Source organism: Ideonella alba, assembly GCF_018069875.1.
In the GTDB taxonomy this organism is placed as follows: Bacteria; Pseudomonadota; Gammaproteobacteria; order Burkholderiales; family Burkholderiaceae_C; genus Ideonella; species Ideonella alba.
In genome coordinates this window covers 207802-221502 of sequence record NZ_JAGQDF010000001.1, presented here as the reverse complement: position 1 = coordinate 221502, position 13701 = coordinate 207802, and the positions used below count along the sequence as shown (strand labels likewise).

Here is a 13701-nt window from a genome sequence, read left to right as displayed (position 1 = left end):
GAACATCACAGTGGGCAGACCAGGGAAGGTCGGCAAGGCGGTCGGGCGGCCAAGGTCAGGGCCGTCGCCGGACCAGGGCCTCGCCGAAGCGCTGGAGGGTCTCGGCCGGCACGTCGCCGACCAGAGTGATCCAGTAGGTGTCACGGCGCAGGGTCAGGGTGCTGGTGGCACCGACCGGAGCGCTGGCCCGGGGTTGGTGTCGCTCGGGCTGAAGAGGTTCAATGAACACCGACACATGGGTCAGGCCGTCACCGTAGATGGCCTGCAGCACCACCGGGGCGTTCGGCTCATTGGCGGGCCCCAGCACGCGGCGCACGCAATGCAGTTCGCGAAAGCCGGCCGGCAGCGCACCCAGTTGCCAGCCTTCGGCCTCCAGGCGCACCGGCAGCGCGGTGGCCTTGGCGACGCGGTAGTTGTCGAGCTGGCGCAGCGGTGCCTGCAGCGCATCGATCTGCGGCCGCACGCCCAGCGCCACCTCGGTGAATCCGACCGACTCCAGCACCTGGCCGCTGGGGGCCAGGATTTCGGCGCGCAGCAGCAGACCGCTGTTGAGCTCGGACCACAGGCGCTGGCTGTAGCGCAGCGGATCGCGGGCGCGCATCAGCACGACCTCGGCGTCCAGCCCGGCGACGCGGTCGCGGCCGATGCGGCGCCATTCGTAGGACTCCAGCACCTGCCGCACGCCGGCGGCAAAGACCGCCGGAAAGGCGCTGCGGGCATCGCGCGACTCGACCACGGCCAGGCGCGAGCGCGGCCACAGCGTGTGCTGGACCTCGTTGACGCGGATCATCAGGCGGCTCTCACCGTCCAGCCACTCGATGCGTTCGGCCTGCTGGTTCCCGTCGCTGTAATGCACCAGCCGCGAGGCGCTGGACAGGCCATTGACGCTGACCACCAGCGTGCCCTGGTAGTTGCGGTGGGCCGCGGCCTCCTGGCTGCGGCCCACCCAGGCCCGCGCATCATGCGGCGCCTCAGGGGCGGGCGGCCAGGCCGGCTGGGCCCAGGCGAGGCCGGACGTCAGGCACGGGCCGAGGACGGCCAGGCAGAGCTGGCGGCGGGGACGCTTCGGTGACATCGGCAGCGCGTGCTCAGCGGGCCGGCACCACGACCTGGCGGACACCGTCCTCCGGGCTCAGTGCCACCGTGGCGCCGCGCGAGCGCAGCCGGTGTTCTTCCAGGTAGCGGTCCAGCAGCGGATCGCGCAGCAGCACATCGCTGCCCGCCGGGGCAACCGCAGCGACGTTGCGCGGCGCAGCGGTGGTCGAGACGGGCTGAACGCCCTGGTCCACCTGGGCCATCTGGGCGGGCGCCATCGACTCCGGCGCGCCGGGCCGCATCATGACCGCCACGCCAACCACGGTCATCACGCCAGCGGCCATGGCCATCGGGGCACTCAGGCGTCGCCAGGTGCGCACCGCCGAGCGCGACACCACGGCCCGGGCGTCGGGCTTCGGCGCCAGCACCACCGGCTCCTGGGCCAGACGCTGCTGGAAGCGCGCCAGGAAGGCGGCGTCATGGCCTGCGCTGCGTGGACACAGGTCGTCGGATCGCAGCACATCACCGATCAGGGTGTAGGCATGCCAGCGCTGCCGGGCCTGGGGTGCGTCGTCGCGCCAGGCCTGCAGGGCGGCGTCGAGTTCGGGCCCCCGGGCTTCCCCGTCGCACAGCGCGGAGAGGCGCTGCGGCAGGGAGTCACCGGCATCGGTCTGGACTTGCGGCTTCATCGACTTCCACCTTCCACTTCTAGCAGTCCGGTCACCAGCGTTCGCCGTCGCGCGTGTCGAGCAGCGGCCGCAGGCGTTCGGCGATGGCCTCGCGCGCACGGAAGATGCGCGAGCGGACGGTGCCGATCGGACAGTTCATCACTTCGGATATCTCTTCGTAGCTCAAACCTTCGATCTCGCGCAGCGTGATCGCCTGGCGCAGGTCCTCAGACAGCGATTCGATCGCCGCGTTCACCGTGGCGGCAATCTCCTTGCTGGCCAGCAGGGCATCGGGCGTGGCCATGTCGGTTGGTTCCACCTGGCGGCCGGAAGTTTCCTCCTCGTCGACCGGTGCCAACGCCGATTCGGTCACGATCGGGTCGCGTTTGAGCTCCAGCAGGGTTTTCTTGGCCGTGTTGACCGCGATCCGGTAGAGCCAGGTGTAGAAGGCGCTCTCGCCGCGGAACTGCGGCAGCGCCCGGTAGGCACGGATGAAGGTCTCCTGGGCAATGTCCTCGACCAGGTCGGTGTCGCGCACCATCCGGGCGATCAGACGCTCGATCCGGCGCTGGTACTTGACGACCAGCATCTCGAAAGCCCGGGTATCCCCTCGTTTGACCCGGTCGACCAGGGCGGCGTCGGCGTCCGCCTGTTCGGCGCTCACGCCAGCGGTCCCTCCGCCGGGGCGGCGGTCTGGCGCAGGGCCACCCGCAGCGGGTGCCAGGCGCTGCCCTGGCTGGAGCGGGCCACCGGCAACCAGACGCGGCGCCGGCGTCGGCCGTCGGCGGGCTCGGACTCCCAGCGCAGCAGCATGGCATCGCCGACGTCGATCACGGTATCAACCTGTCCGGGTTCACCCTCATCGGAGGCGCGCACCTGCCATTGGCCCGGCAGGGTGCAGCGCCATTCGGTACCTGTCCAGCGCAGCTGAGCCGGGTGGTGGCGGGCATGCCACAGCGCCGTGACAGCCGCCGTCAGCACCCCCAGCCCCCCCAGGCCGACCAGCAGCCAGGTGCTGAGCGGACCGTCCAGGCCGGGCAGGCCCTCGGCGTCGATGTGCCAGGCCAGCGTGCCGGCCCAGGCCAGTGCGGCCAGGCCCCACAGCAGCCACGCCGCGATCCACCAGCCGCCCCGCAGGTCGGCCTGGATCTCGATCGTGGGGGCAGCGCGCATCGTCAGTGGTGGGCCCCGGTGCGTGGCGGTCTCAGATCCGGCCGAAGACCAACGTGCCGTTGGTGCCGCCGAAGCCGAAGTTGTTCTTCACCGCCAGGTCGATCTTCATCTCGCGCGCGGTGTTGGCGCAGTAGTCCAGGTCGCACTCCGGGTCCTGGTTGAAGATGTTGATCGTCGGTGGCGAGATCTGGTGGTGCAGCGCCAGGATCGTGAAGACCGACTCCACGCCGCCCGCGCCGCCCAGCAGGTGGCCGGTCATCGACTTGGTGGAGTTGACGACCAGCTTCTTCGCGTGGTCGCCGAAGGCCAGCTTGATCGCGTTGGTCTCGTTGAGGTCGCCCAGCGGGGTGGAGGTGCCGTGCGCGTTGAGGTACTGCACCTGGTCGGCATTGATGCCGGCATTGCGCAGCGCCGCCTTCATCGAGCGCTTGGGACCATCCACGTTGGGTGCGGTCATGTGGTACGCGTCCGCGCCCATGCCGAAACCGCGCAGCTCGGCGTAGATCTTGGCGCCGCGCTTCTTCGCGTGTTCGTACTCTTCCAGCACGACCACGCCGGCGCCCTCGCCCAGCACGAAGCCGTCGCGGTCCTTGTCCCAGGGGCGGGAGGCGGTCTCGGGCGATTCGTTGCGGGTGGACAGCGCGCGTGCCGCGGCAAAGCCGCCGACGCCCAGCATCGACACGGTGGCCTCCGAGCCGCCGGCAATCATCACGTCGACGTCGCCGTACTCGATCATGCGGCCGGCCTCACCGATGCAGTGCAGACCGGTGGTGCAGGCGGTGACCACGGCCAGGTTGGGGCCGGTGAAACCAAAGCGGATCGAGACGTGGCCGCTGATCATGTTGATGATCGAGGCGGGCACGAAGAACGGCGAGATCCGGCGCGGACCGCGCTCCACCACGGTGCGCGTGGTGGCCTCGATCTCGGGCAGGCCGCCGATGCCCGAACCGATCATGCAGCCGATGCGCTCGGCCGTCTCCTCGGTGAGGGCGTCATTGGTGGGCAGGCCCGCATCCTGCACGGCCTGGATGGCCGCAGCCATGCCGTAGTGGATGAAGCTGTCCATCGCCTTGGCTTCCTTGCCGGGGATGTAGTCCTCGACCTTGAAGCCCTTGACCTCGCCCGCGAACTGGCACGAGATGCCGGATGCGTCGAACTTGGTGATGGGGGCGATGCCCGGGCGGCCGGCGATCAGGTTCGCCCAGCCTTCGGTGACGGTGTTGCCGACCGGGCTGATCAGCCCGAGACCGGTCACGACGACGCGACGACGAGTCATGCGTTCTTCACTTCGTTGTCAGTTCGGGCGCTCGGGTCAGGGCGCGCCCGAGCGACGCAGGCCGCTCAGGCCTTGGCGTGGTTCTTGGCGTAGTCGATCGCCAGCTGCACGGTGGTGATCTTCTCGGCTTCTTCGTCCGGGATCTCGATGCCGAACTCGTCTTCGAGGGCCATCACCAGCTCGACGGTGTCCAGCGAGTCGGCGCCGAGATCGGCGACGAAGGCCTTCTCGTTGCTGACGTCGGTTTCGGGAACGCCCAGTTGTTCGGCAATGATCTTCTTGACGCGTGCTTCGATATCGCTCATGACTCCTCCAGGAGGTTGGTGCAAAACGGCCCGGATTCTACCCGGGGTGATGGTGGGACCCGCCTGCGGGTTTCAGCCCATGAACATGCCGCCGTTGACGTGCATTTCAGTGCCGGTGATGTAGCCGGCCTCGGGCGAGGCCAGGAAGGCCACGGCGTGGGCGATCTCTTCGGGTTGGCCCAGCCGCTGTAGCGGGATCTGTGCCAGCAGCGCGGCCTTCTGGGCCTCGGGCAGTTCGCCGGTCATGTCGGTGGCGATGAAGCCCGGCGCGACGCAGTTGACGGTGATGCCACGGCTGCCCAGTTCGCGCGCCAGCGCGCGGGTCATGCCGGCCACGCCGGCCTTGGCGGCGGCGTAATTGGCCTGGCCCGGGTTGCCCGAGGCGCCCACCACCGAGGTGATGCTGATGATGCGGCCATAGCGCTGCTTCATCATCGGGCGCACCACGGCGCGGGCGAGCCGGAACACCGCCTTCAGGTTGGTGTCCAGGACGGCGTCCCAGTCCTCGTCCTTCATGCGCATCGCCAGCGTGTCGCGGGTGATGCCGGCGTTGTTGACCAGCACCTGCAGCGCGCCGTGTTCCTTGACGATGGCGTCGACCAGGGCTTCGGAAGCGGCCGCATCGTTGACGTCGAGCTTGACGCCGCGGCCGCCCTGGGCGGCCAGCGCCTCGGTGATGCCGGCGGCGCCGGACTCCGTGGTGGCGGTGCCGATGACGGTGAAGCCCTTGGCAGCCAGCGTGGCGGCGATCGAGCGGCCGATGCCGCGCGAAGCGCCGGTGACCAGGGCCACCTGGCGCGAAGTGGTGTCGCTCATGTTCGGGAAAGCTCCTGCAGTTCAGCCCAGCAGCGCGCGGGCCTCGGCCAGCGAGGCCGGATCGAGGACGGTGGCGCTGGCGGCCTCGGCATCAATGCGCTTGACCATGCCGGCCAGCACCTTGCCCGGGCCGCATTCGAGGATGGCGCCCACGCCGCGCGCACGCAGCGCCTGCACCACCTCGACCCAGCGCACCGGGCCGAAGGCCTGGCGGTACAGCGCATCGCGGATGGCGTCGGGGTCGGACACCACGGCCACGTCGATGTTGTTGACCACCGGGATCTGCGGCGCGGCCAGCGTGACCGCGGCCAGATGGGTCTTCAGGCGCTCGGCGGCCGGCTTCATCAGGCTGGAGTGGAACGGCGCCGACACCGCCAGCGGCAGCGCACGCTTGGCGCCCTTGGCCTTCAGCACCTCGCAGGCCTTGTCGACACCGGCCTTGGTGCCAGCGATCACGGTCTGCTTGGGGTCGTTGAAGTTGGCGGCCTCGACCACCTCGCCACTGGCGGCGGCCGCCTCGGCGCAGCCCTCGCGCACCGCCTGGGCGTCCAGGCCCAGGATCGCGGCCATCGCGCCCACGCCCACCGGCACGGCCTCCTGCATGGCCTGGGCGCGCAGGCGCACCAGCGGCAGCGCGTCAGACAGCGTCAGCACGCCCGCGGCCACCAGCGCGCTGTACTCGCCCAGCGAATGGCCCGCCACCGCCGCCGGCGGCAGGCCGGTCTCGGCCAGCCAGGCCCGGTAGCAGGCGATGCCAGCGGTCAGCATCACCGGCTGGGTGTTGGCAGTCAGGTCCAGCTGCTCCTTCGGGCCGTTCTTGATCAGGGCGCCGATGTCCTCGTTCAGCGCGGCCGAGGCCTCGGCCAGCGTGGCGGCCACGGCCGGGTGGTCACCCCAGGCGTCGAGCATGCCCACGGTCTGCGAGCCCTGGCCGGGGAAGACGAATGCGAATGCGGTGCTCATGGCGGATCTCTTGGAGGGGTCTTTCGGGCGAGCGGGCAGCGGGCCGCTCAGAGCTCAAGCAGCACGGCACCCCAGGTGAAGCCGCCGCCCACGCCTTCAAGCAGCACGGTCTGGCCCTTCTTGACCTGGCCGCTGCGCACACCGTGGTCCAAGGCCAGCGGGATCGAGGCGGCCGAGGTGTTGCCGTGCTCGTGCACGGTCACCACCACGCGCTCGGCCGGCAGCTTCAGCTTGCGGGCGGTGCCCTGCATGATGCGGATGTTGGCCTGGTGGGGCACCAGCCAGTCGATGTCGGCGGGCGTGCGGCCGGCTGCCTCCAGGGCCTCGCGGGCGACCTCGTCGAGCACGCCCACGGCCAGCTTGAACACCGCCTGACCGTCCATCTTCAGCAGCGGATCACCCAGCACCTGGCCGCCGCTGACGGTGCCGGGCACCTGCAGGATCTCGCGGTGCTTGCCGTCGGCGTGCAGCTTGCAGGCCAGCAGTCCGGTCTCGCTGGAGGACTCCAGCACCACCGCGCCGGCGCCATCGCCGAACAGCACGCAGGTGGTGCGGTCGTTGAAATCCAGGATGCGCGAGAAGACCTCGGCACCGATCACCAGCGCGCAGTTGGCGGCGCCGGTGCGGATCATTGCGTCGGCCACCGTCAACGCATAGACGAAGCCCGAGCACACCGCCTGCACGTCGAAGGCCGGGCAGCCGGCGATGCCCAGCTTGTGCTGGACGATGGTGGCGGTGGACGGAAAAACCATGTCCGGGGTGGACGTGGCGACGATGATCAGGTCCACGTCTTCCGGCAGCCGGCCGGCGGCCTCCAGCGCGTGCCGGGCCGCGGTCACGCCCAGGTCGCTGGACGACTGATCAGCGGCGGCGAAGTGGCGCGCCCGGATGCCGGTGCGCTCGACGATCCAGTCGTCGGAGGTCTCCAGACCACGCGTGGCCAGCTCGGCGGCCAGTTCGGCATTGGTGACGCGGCGGGTCGGCAGGCAGCTGCCGGTGCCGGTGATGCGGGCGTAGCGTTGCGTGTCCACGCGGTGTTGTCGCAAAGGGGGTCAGGCGGCGGCGTCGGCCGGCGTGGCCGGCATCGCCTCGAGGGTTTCGACGATGCGGTCGTGCACCTGGTCGAGCAAACGGTTGCGAGCCGCATCATAAGCGCGCGCCAGCGCGTTGCCGAAGGCCATCGCGTCGGCCGAGCCGTGGCTCTTGAAGACCAGGCCGCGCAGACCCAGCAGCGCCGCGCCGTTGTAGCCGCGCGGATCGACGCGCTTCTTGAAGCGGCCCAGCACCGGCAGCGCGGCCAGCGCGATCAGCTTGGTCCACCAGGTGCGGGTGAACTCTTCCTTGATGAACTGCGCCAGCGCGTGGGCCAGACCTTCGGAGGTCTTGAGCGCGACGTTGCCGACGAAGCCGTCGCAGACGACCAAGTCCACCGTGCCGGTGAAGATGTCGTTGCCTTCAACGTTGCCGATGTAGTGGATGTGGCCGTCGGCGCCGGCGGCGCGCAGCAGCTCACCAGCGCGCTTGATGACCTCGGAGCCCTTGATGACCTCGGCGCCGATGTTGAGCAGGCCCACGGTGGGATCGGGCTTGCCGTCGATCGCGGCCACCAGGGCGCTGCCCATGACGGCAAACTGCAGCAGGTGCTCGGGCGTGCAATCGACGTTGGCGCCCAGGTCCAGCATCGTGGTGAAGGCGCCCTTCTCATTGGGCAGCACCGAGGCGATGGCCGGGCGGTCGATGCCGTCCAGGGTCTTCAGCAGGTAGCGCGCCAGCGCCATCAGCGCGCCGGTGTTGCCGGCCGACACGCAGGCATCGGCACGCACCACGCCGGCCTCGTCGGCCTTGAGCTGGGAGATCGCCACGCGCATCGACGAGTCGCGCTTGCGGCGCAGCGCCACCTCGACCGGGTCGTCCATCGCCACCACCTCGGTGGCTTCGACCAGCGTGCAGCGGCTCCAGCTGGCGGCTTCCTGCAGGGCGTCGGCCTGGCCGACAAGCAGCAGCTCGGCGTGGGGGTGCGAGTCGAGGAAGGCGCGGCAGGCCGGCAGCGTGACCGACGGGCCGTGATCACCGCCCATGCAGTCGACGGCGAGGCGCACGCGCTCAAGCGGCTGGAAGTTCAGGCGATGGGTCACGGGCGGAGCGGAGCCGTCAGTGCGCGCGCGAACGCGCCCAGGCCGTGGCGGCACAGGCGCAATGCAGCGGGCGATGAGGGCAGGACCGGGGCGACGAACGCGCCAGCCGGTCCGGGTTCAGGGCGGCGAGGCTCGGCATGGGATGCCGACCCGGCAGCATGCTCAGGATCAGGCCTCGGCCTTGCCCTTCAGGACCTTGCGGCCGCGGTAGAAGCCGGTCGGGCTGATGTGGTGGCGCAGATGCACTTCACCGGTGGTCGGCTCGATCGCGGTGCCCGGGTTGGTCAGCGCGTTGTGCGAGCGGTGCATGCCGCGCTTCGAGGGCGACTTCTTGTTCTGCTGGACGGCCATGGAACTCTCCTGGGTGCGCCTGGACCCACCGGCGCCGGGTTGCGGCGCACTGGCAGGACTCGCGCGTGCGGCTCAATGCGGCTCAAGACACCGGGTTGCCCCGGCCGGCCGCCGTGAATGTTGGAAAAAGGGTGGTCTTCCGGACCCCATCGGCCCTGCTGCGGCCATACCACAGCAGCACCCCTGAGTCGGGAAAGCCCGAAAGTATAGCATGCGGGCCGGCCGCTAGCCAGTGCCGCGCCCGCCCTGGCCCTTCAGCGCCGCCAGCACCGCGAACGGGTTGGGACGTTCTTCCTCGGGTTCGTCGTCGCCGGCCAGCGGCAGCGGCTGCGGGCAGTCGGCGTGGCGCGGGACCAGCGGCAGGGCCAGCAGCAGTTCGTCCTCGACCAGTTCCCGCAGGTCCAGCGCGCGCTCCAGCGACAGCACGTCGTCTTCCAGCTCGGCATCGAGCGCCGCCGCCTGATGCTCGTCGGCGACAAAGCGCAGCGCCCGGTCCAGCGCCACGGTCTCTTCCACCGGCCCCAGGCAGCGCTGGCAGCACAGCGCCAGGCGCACGTCGGCCTTGAGCTGCAGCCAGACCTCGGCCGTGCCGTCGGGCAGCGGACGCAGCTCGCCCCGGGCCTGCCAGTGCACGACGGCGTCGGCCGAGGCCTCGGGCATCGCCGACTCGGCCAGGCGCGGCAGCGTCTGAAGCGGCCAGTCGCCAGCCAGCTCGCCGTGGTCGCCGGCAAAGGCGGCCATGTCCAGCTTCAGGGGGTCGTGTGACCTCGACTTCGGTTTCATGCCGCCAGTGTACGGGCCGATGGGAGAATTCCGCGATGACCGCCCTGCCCCCGCTGATCCTGGGCTCGACCTCGCGCTACCGGCGCGAGCTGCTTGAGCGCCTGCGCCTGCCCTTCACGGCCGATGCCCCGCGCGTCGACGAAACCCCGCTGCCCGGCGAGGCCCCGGCCGCGCTGGCCACCCGGCTGGCGCTGGCCAAGGCCCGCGAGGTGGCGTCGCGCCATCCGGGGGCGCTGGTGATCGGCTCCGACCAGGTGGCCGATGTCGATGGCGAGGCGATCGGCAAGCCCGGCACGCACGAGCGCGCCGTGGCCCAGCTGCGCCGCATGAGCGGCCGCGCGGTGGTCTTCCAGACCGCGGTGGCGGTGGTCCGACCCGATACCGGCTTCGAGCAGGTCGAGCGCGTGCCCGTCACCGTGCGCTTTCGCGACCTGGACGATGACGAGATCGAGCGCTACCTGCGCCTGGAGCAGCCCTACGACTGCGCCGGCAGCGCCAAGTGCGAGACGCTGGGCATCGCGCTGCTGTCGGCGATCGAGTCCGACGACCCGACCGCCCTGGTCGGCCTGCCGCTGATCCGCACCAGCGCCCTGCTGCGCGCCGCCGGGCTCGACCCGGTGCGCCAGGCCCGATGAGCGGGGCCGGCCGCCTGGTGCTGGTGCCCAGCACGCTGGACCTGGGCGCCACCCCCACCCCGATCACCGAGGTCCTGAGCCAGGGCGCGATCGCCCGGGCGGCCGGCATCGGCCACTGGGTGGTCGAGAACGCCAAGGCGGCGCGCAGCTTCCTGAAGCGGGTGGGCGAGGTGGTGCCGCTGGCGCAGCCGCTGCAGAGCCTGGCCATCACCGAGCTGCCCCGCCCGCGCAAGGGCGCGCCCGCCGACGACACCGACGCCCGCGCCTGGGAACAGCTGCTGGCGCCAGCGCTGGCTGGCCAGGCCCTGGGCCTGCTGTCGGATGCCGGTCTGCCGGCCGTGGCCGACCCGGGCGCGCGCCTGGTGGCCGCGGCCCATGCGCGCGGCGTGGCGGTGGAGGTGCTGGCCGGCGCGTCCTCGCTGACGCTGGCGCTGGCGGCCAGCGGCCTCAATGGCCAGCGCTTCGCCTTCGAAGGCTACCTGCCGCAGGACGCCGGCGAGCGTGCGCGCCGCGTGAAGGCGCTGGAGCAGCGCTCGCGCCAGGAAGGCCAGACCCAGCTGGTGATCGAAACGCCCTACCGCAACCAGGCGCTGGCCGACGCGCTGCTGGCCACGCTGCAGCCCGGCACGCGGCTGTCGCTGGCCTGCGGGCTCACCTCGCCGGGGGGCTTCTGCGCCACCCGCACGGTGGCCGACTGGCGGCGCCAGCCACCGGTGCTGCCCGACACGCTGCCGGCCGTGTTTCTCTGGCTGGCCTGATCAGCGCCAACGGGTCCAGACCGCGCCCAGCGCCAGTCCCACCGCGTCGGCCGCCACATCGGCCAGCGACGGCTCGCGGTCCGGGGTCAGCGACTGCAGGACCTCGATCAGCCCGCCAAAGACCAGCAGGCCGAGCGCCAGGCGCCAGCCACGGCCGCCGGCGCGGTAGCCCACCAGCCAGAGCGCGGCAAACGCCGCGGCATGGCGCAGCTTGTCGGCATGGTCAAACCAGTCCGGGCCGCCCGGGTTGGGGCGCAGCGCCAGCCACAGGATGACGAGCAGCGCGCTGGCGAACAGCGCACGCCAGGTGCCGGTGCGCCGCACGCCGATCAGGCTTTGCCGCCGCCCAGCAGCGAGGCCACCTTGCGCTTGGCGCGGATGTTGGGCGACACGCGGGCCGCCGCCGCCGGGGTCGGGGCCGCGGCCTTTTCCTTTTCCCAGGCGGCCGGTTCGGCGCGGTCGGAGGCCTCGTAGGGCTTGTCGAAGAAGGGGTCGCGCGACGCGCTGGGCGCCGGGCGGCGCGGCGCCGGCTCGGCGCTGCGGCGCTCGGCCGGGGCGTCCTCGTCCTCGCGGCGGCGCGGCGGGCGGCGCGGACGCTCGTCCTCCAGCTCGATGGCTTCCAGGTCGATCTTCTTCTTGATCAGCTTCTCGATGTCCGACACCAGCCGGCTGTCGTCGCGCGTGACCAGCGTGATCGCCACGCCCGAGGCGCCGGCACGGCCGGTGCGGCCGATGCGGTGCACGTAGTCCTCGGCGTTGAAGGGCACGTCGAAGTTGAAGACGGCGGGCAGGTCGGCGATGTCCAGGCCGCGGGCGGCCACATCGGTGGCCACCAGCAGGTCGACCTCGCCGGCCTTGAAGGCGGCCAGCGACTTCAGGCGCTCGTCCTGGCTCTTGTCGCCGTGCAGCGCGGCGGTGCGCAGGCCGTCGCGCTCGAAGGAGCGGGCCAGCCGGGCCGCGCCCAGCTTGGAGTTCACGAAGACGATGGCCTGCTTCAGGTCGCGCTGGCGCAGCTGCTGGCGCACCACCGCGCGCTTGTCGTCATCCGACACGCTGTAGAAGCGCTGCTCCACGGTGGAGGCCGTGGCATTGGGCCGCGCCACCTCGACCAGCACCGGGTCGTGCAGGTAGCTGTTGGCCAGCTTCTTGATCTCGGGGCTGAAGGTGGCCGAGAACAGCAGGGTCTGGCGGTTGCCCTTGGGCAGATAGCTGAGGATGCGCTGCAGATCGGGCAGGAAGCCGATGTCGAGCATGCGGTCGGCCTCGTCCAGAACCACATACTCGACCTGGTTGAGCACGCAGTTCTTGGCCTCGATGTGGTCGAGCAGCCGGCCCGGGGTGGCGATCAGGATCTCGACGCCGCGCTTCAATTCGGCCGTCTGCGGCTTCATGTCGACGCCGCCGAAGACCACCGCGGCACGCAGGCCGGTGTGCTTGCAGTAGGCCTTGACGTTGTTGGCCACCTGGTCGGCCAGCTCGCGGGTGGGCGCCAGCACCAGTGCGCGCACCGGGTGGCGGGCGGGCGAGGCGCTGGTGTTCTCGTGCCGCATCATTTTCTGCAGCAGCGGGATCGAAAAGGCCGCGGTCTTGCCGGTGCCGGTCTGGGCGGCGCCCATCACGTCGCGGCCGGACAGCACGATCGGGATGGCCTTGGCCTGGATCGGCGTCATCGTCGCGTAGCCCTGGTCGTCGACGGCGCGCAGCAGCTTGGCGTCCAGCGGCAGGGTGTCGAAACGGGCGGGGGGCGCGGACTCGGTCGGGGTCGCGGGGCTGGCCTGGTCGGCCTGAGATTCAGGGTTCATGTCCCCCAATTATCGCCGCTTGGCCGGATCGTGCGTGTTTACACTGGCTTGACGCCCCACTTCCCGGGCGCCCAGCCACCGCATCCAGACGGGAGTTGTCGACGTGTCTACCCCTCGCAAGGGCATCATCCTGGCCGGCGGCTCCGGCACCCGGCTGCACCCGGCCACGCTGGCGATCAGCAAGCAGCTGATCCCGGTGTACGACAAGCCGATGGTGTATTACCCGCTGTCCGCGCTGCTGCTGGCCGGCATCCGCGAGATCCTGCTGATCAGCACGCCACAGGACACGCCGCGCTTCCAGCAGTTGCTGGGCGACGGCAGCGCCTGGGGCCTGTCGCTGCAGTACGCGGTGCAGCCCAGCCCGGACGGCCTGGCCCAGGCCTTCCTGATCGGCGAGCACTTCCTGGGCGATGCCCGCAGCGCGCTGGTGTTGGGCGACAACATCTTCTTCGGCCACGACCTGGGTCGCCGGGTCGAGGCGGCGGCGCGCCAGGCGCATGGCGCCACGGTCTTCGCCTACCCGGTGACCGACCCCGAACGCTACGGCGTGGTCGAGTTCGACCGCGACGGCCGCGCCGTGAGCCTGGAGGAAAAGCCCCGCCAGCCGCGCAGCCGATTCGCCGTGACCGGCCTGTATTTCTATGACACCCAGGTGGTCGAGCGCGCCAAGGCGCTGCGGCCCAGCGCCCGGGGCGAGTTGGAGATCACCGACCTGAACCGCCTGTACCTGGACGCGGGCGAGCTGGACGTGCAGCGTTTCGGCCGCGGCGACGCCTGGCTGGACACCGGCACCCACGACAGCCTGCTGGAGGCCAGCGCCTTCGTGCAGACGCTGGAGAAGCGCCAGGGCCTGAAGGTCTGCTGCCCCGAGGAGATCTGCTGGCGCCAGGGCTGGATCAGCGACGCCCAGCTCGAGGCCCTGGCCGCCCCGCTGGCCAAGAGCGGCTACGGCCAGTACCTGCAGCAGATCCTGCGCGAACGCGTGTATTGATTCCCTGAAA

Annotated in this window: 17 protein-coding genes; 3 read left to right on the top strand and 14 right to left on the bottom strand. The window is 70.9% G+C overall.

Annotation, left to right across the window (positions count from 1 at the left end; translation table 11 throughout):
- Positions 1-55 precede the first annotated feature (55 nt).
- The 12 genes from KAK07_RS01030 to KAK07_RS00975 all read right to left on the bottom strand — a co-directional run bounded on the left by KAK07_RS01030 (position 56) and on the right by KAK07_RS00975 (position 9505).
- Positions 56-1075, bottom strand: coding sequence for a MucB/RseB family sigma factor regulatory protein (locus KAK07_RS01030; RefSeq protein ID WP_247664195.1), 1020 nt, complete (start codon positions 1073-1075; stop codon positions 56-58).
- Positions 1076-1088: 13 nt separating this feature from the next.
- On the bottom strand, positions 1089-1724 hold the full coding sequence (locus KAK07_RS01025) for a sigma-E factor negative regulatory protein (RefSeq protein WP_210851919.1): 636 nt from the start codon (positions 1722-1724) through the stop codon (positions 1089-1091).
- A gap of 31 nt (positions 1725-1755) precedes the next feature.
- Positions 1756-2367, bottom strand: a complete 612-nt coding sequence (gene rpoE, locus KAK07_RS01020; RefSeq protein ID WP_210851918.1) for an RNA polymerase sigma factor RpoE — start codon at positions 2365-2367, stop codon at positions 1756-1758.
- Complete coding sequence (locus tag KAK07_RS01015) at positions 2364-2876, bottom strand: hypothetical protein (RefSeq protein WP_210851917.1); 513 nt, start codon at positions 2874-2876, stop codon at positions 2364-2366. The genes rpoE and KAK07_RS01015 overlap by 4 nt, the downstream gene beginning before the upstream one ends.
- 31 nt (positions 2877-2907) lie before the next feature.
- A complete protein-coding gene (gene fabF, locus KAK07_RS01010) occupies positions 2908-4152 on the bottom strand; it encodes a beta-ketoacyl-ACP synthase II (protein WP_210851916.1) in 1245 nt (414 codons plus the stop codon).
- Positions 4153-4217: 65 nt separating this feature from the next.
- Positions 4218-4457, bottom strand: coding sequence for an acyl carrier protein (gene acpP / locus KAK07_RS01005; protein WP_210800882.1), 240 nt, complete (start codon positions 4455-4457; stop codon positions 4218-4220).
- Positions 4458-4529: 72 nt separating this feature from the next.
- Positions 4530-5273 (bottom strand): 3-oxoacyl-ACP reductase FabG, encoded by a 744-nt coding sequence (gene fabG, locus KAK07_RS01000; protein WP_210851915.1) that lies wholly within the window; start codon positions 5271-5273, stop codon positions 4530-4532.
- 21 nt (positions 5274-5294) lie between these two features.
- Positions 5295-6236, bottom strand: coding sequence for an ACP S-malonyltransferase (gene fabD, locus KAK07_RS00995; protein ID WP_210858490.1), 942 nt, complete (start codon positions 6234-6236; stop codon positions 5295-5297).
- A 47-nt stretch (positions 6237-6283) separates the two neighbouring features.
- Entirely contained in the window at positions 6284-7267 is a 984-nt protein-coding gene (locus KAK07_RS00990) for a beta-ketoacyl-ACP synthase III (RefSeq protein WP_210851913.1), read from the bottom strand.
- Positions 7268-7288: 21 nt separating this feature from the next.
- Complete coding sequence (gene plsX / locus KAK07_RS00985; protein ID WP_247660944.1) at positions 7289-8314, bottom strand: phosphate acyltransferase PlsX; 1026 nt, start codon at positions 8312-8314, stop codon at positions 7289-7291.
- Positions 8315-8539: 225 nt separating this feature from the next.
- On the bottom strand, positions 8540-8722 hold the full coding sequence (gene rpmF / locus KAK07_RS00980; protein ID WP_210800878.1) for a 50S ribosomal protein L32: 183 nt from the start codon (positions 8720-8722) through the stop codon (positions 8540-8542).
- A gap of 225 nt (positions 8723-8947) precedes the next feature.
- On the bottom strand, positions 8948-9505 hold the full coding sequence (locus KAK07_RS00975) for a YceD family protein (RefSeq protein ID WP_210851912.1): 558 nt from the start codon (positions 9503-9505) through the stop codon (positions 8948-8950).
- A 35-nt stretch (positions 9506-9540) separates the two neighbouring features.
- Here KAK07_RS00975 and KAK07_RS00970 point away from each other — a divergent pair, with 35 nt between their 5' ends.
- Together KAK07_RS00970 and KAK07_RS00965 are read left to right on the top strand one after the other, a co-directional pair.
- A complete protein-coding gene (locus tag KAK07_RS00970) occupies positions 9541-10140 on the top strand; it encodes a Maf family nucleotide pyrophosphatase (RefSeq protein ID WP_310738467.1) in 600 nt (199 codons plus the stop codon).
- The gene (locus KAK07_RS00965; protein WP_210851911.1) at positions 10137-10898 is read left to right on the top strand and encodes an SAM-dependent methyltransferase; all 762 of its coding nucleotides are present in this window, start codon (positions 10137-10139) and stop codon (positions 10896-10898) included. Before KAK07_RS00970 ends, KAK07_RS00965 begins: the two co-directional genes overlap by 4 nt.
- On the opposite strand, the gene KAK07_RS00960 is transcribed toward KAK07_RS00965, so the two are convergent.
- Both KAK07_RS00960 and KAK07_RS00955 read right to left on the bottom strand, forming a co-directional pair.
- Complete coding sequence (locus KAK07_RS00960; protein ID WP_210851910.1) at positions 10899-11222, bottom strand: VanZ family protein; 324 nt, start codon at positions 11220-11222, stop codon at positions 10899-10901.
- Between the two features lie 5 nt (positions 11223-11227).
- A complete protein-coding gene (locus tag KAK07_RS00955) occupies positions 11228-12700 on the bottom strand; it encodes a DEAD/DEAH box helicase (RefSeq protein WP_210851909.1) in 1473 nt (490 codons plus the stop codon).
- A gap of 103 nt (positions 12701-12803) precedes the next feature.
- Here KAK07_RS00955 and rfbA point away from each other — a divergent pair, with 103 nt between their 5' ends.
- On the top strand, positions 12804-13691 hold the full coding sequence (rfbA, locus tag KAK07_RS00950; protein WP_210858488.1) for a glucose-1-phosphate thymidylyltransferase RfbA: 888 nt from the start codon (positions 12804-12806) through the stop codon (positions 13689-13691).
- Positions 13692-13701: the final 10 nt, after the last annotated feature.

Excerpts from the sequence above, each read along its gene's own strand:
- acpP (WP_210800882.1), bottom strand. The coding sequence starts at position 4,457 with ATGAGCGATATCGAAGCACGCGTCAAGAAGATCATTGCCGAACAACTG.
- KAK07_RS00975 (WP_210851912.1), bottom strand. The coding sequence starts at position 9,505 with ATGAAACCGAAGTCGAGGTCACACGACCCCCTGAAGCTGGACATGGCC.
- KAK07_RS00970 (WP_310738467.1), top strand. The coding sequence starts at position 9,541 with ATGACCGCCCTGCCCCCGCTGATCCTGGGCTCGACCTCGCGCTACCGG.
- KAK07_RS01030 (WP_247664195.1), bottom strand. The coding sequence starts at position 1,075 with ATGTCACCGAAGCGTCCCCGCCGCCAGCTCTGCCTGGCCGTCCTCGGC.
- KAK07_RS01015 (WP_210851917.1), bottom strand. The coding sequence starts at position 2,876 with ATGCGCGCTGCCCCCACGATCGAGATCCAGGCCGACCTGCGGGGCGGC.
- rpmF (WP_210800878.1), bottom strand. The coding sequence starts at position 8,722 with ATGGCCGTCCAGCAGAACAAGAAGTCGCCCTCGAAGCGCGGCATGCAC.
- fabD (WP_210858490.1), bottom strand. The coding sequence starts at position 6,236 with ATGAGCACCGCATTCGCATTCGTCTTCCCCGGCCAGGGCTCGCAGACC.
- KAK07_RS01025 (WP_210851919.1), bottom strand. The coding sequence starts at position 1,724 with ATGAAGCCGCAAGTCCAGACCGATGCCGGTGACTCCCTGCCGCAGCGC.
- plsX (WP_247660944.1), bottom strand. The coding sequence starts at position 8,314 with ATGGGCGGTGATCACGGCCCGTCGGTCACGCTGCCGGCCTGCCGCGCC.
- KAK07_RS00955 (WP_210851909.1), bottom strand. The coding sequence starts at position 12,700 with ATGAACCCTGAATCTCAGGCCGACCAGGCCAGCCCCGCGACCCCGACC.
- fabG (WP_210851915.1), bottom strand. The coding sequence starts at position 5,273 with ATGAGCGACACCACTTCGCGCCAGGTGGCCCTGGTCACCGGCGCTTCG.
- KAK07_RS00965 (WP_210851911.1), top strand. The coding sequence starts at position 10,137 with ATGAGCGGGGCCGGCCGCCTGGTGCTGGTGCCCAGCACGCTGGACCTG.
- fabF (WP_210851916.1), bottom strand. The coding sequence starts at position 4,152 with ATGACTCGTCGTCGCGTCGTCGTGACCGGTCTCGGGCTGATCAGCCCG.